This is a genomic window from Aeromonas sp. PrichA-15, from assembly GCF_017939245.1.
Taxonomy (GTDB): domain Bacteria; phylum Pseudomonadota; class Gammaproteobacteria; order Enterobacterales; family Aeromonadaceae; genus Aeromonas; species Aeromonas caviae.
This window is the reverse complement of sequence record NZ_JAGKRH010000387.1, coordinates 1-365: the sequence shown is the minus strand read 5'-3', so window position 1 is coordinate 365 and position 365 is coordinate 1. Positions and strand designations below refer to the sequence as shown.

General features: G+C 48.5%; 1 pseudogene. It reads left to right on the top strand.

Annotation, left to right across the window (positions count from 1 at the left end):
* Window positions 1-182: 182 nt before the first annotated feature.
* A pseudogene (gene tnpA, locus J9889_RS23780) lies at window positions 183-365 on the top strand (IS200/IS605-like element ISAs26 family transposase); the annotation flags it as partial.

Genomic DNA, 365 nt, shown 5'->3' with positions numbered 1-365 from the left:
ATGCGTTTGGTTTCTGCCAGCCCGTGATTCCAGACATAACGAGCACAACCGCCCAACTGGCGCAGGCGTTGCGCTTGTTGTTCGGTCGGTTCGAGTCGGAATTTGTAGGCTTTCAGAATTTGCATTTAGCGCTCAGTGTGTAGCATCATTGCCATATCTATTAAGCCCGATTGAGTGACAGAATGCAATTCACTAAAATTAATAAATCACGCCATGCGACCTACGCTTTGCACGTACATTTGGTGTTTATCACCAAGTATCGAAAGCCGATATTGGGGGATCTGCATCACGCTTCCTTCGGTCAGTGTGCGGCAGAGGTTTGCAGAGATTTTGGTGCGGAACTGAAAGAGTGTGACGGAGAGGCT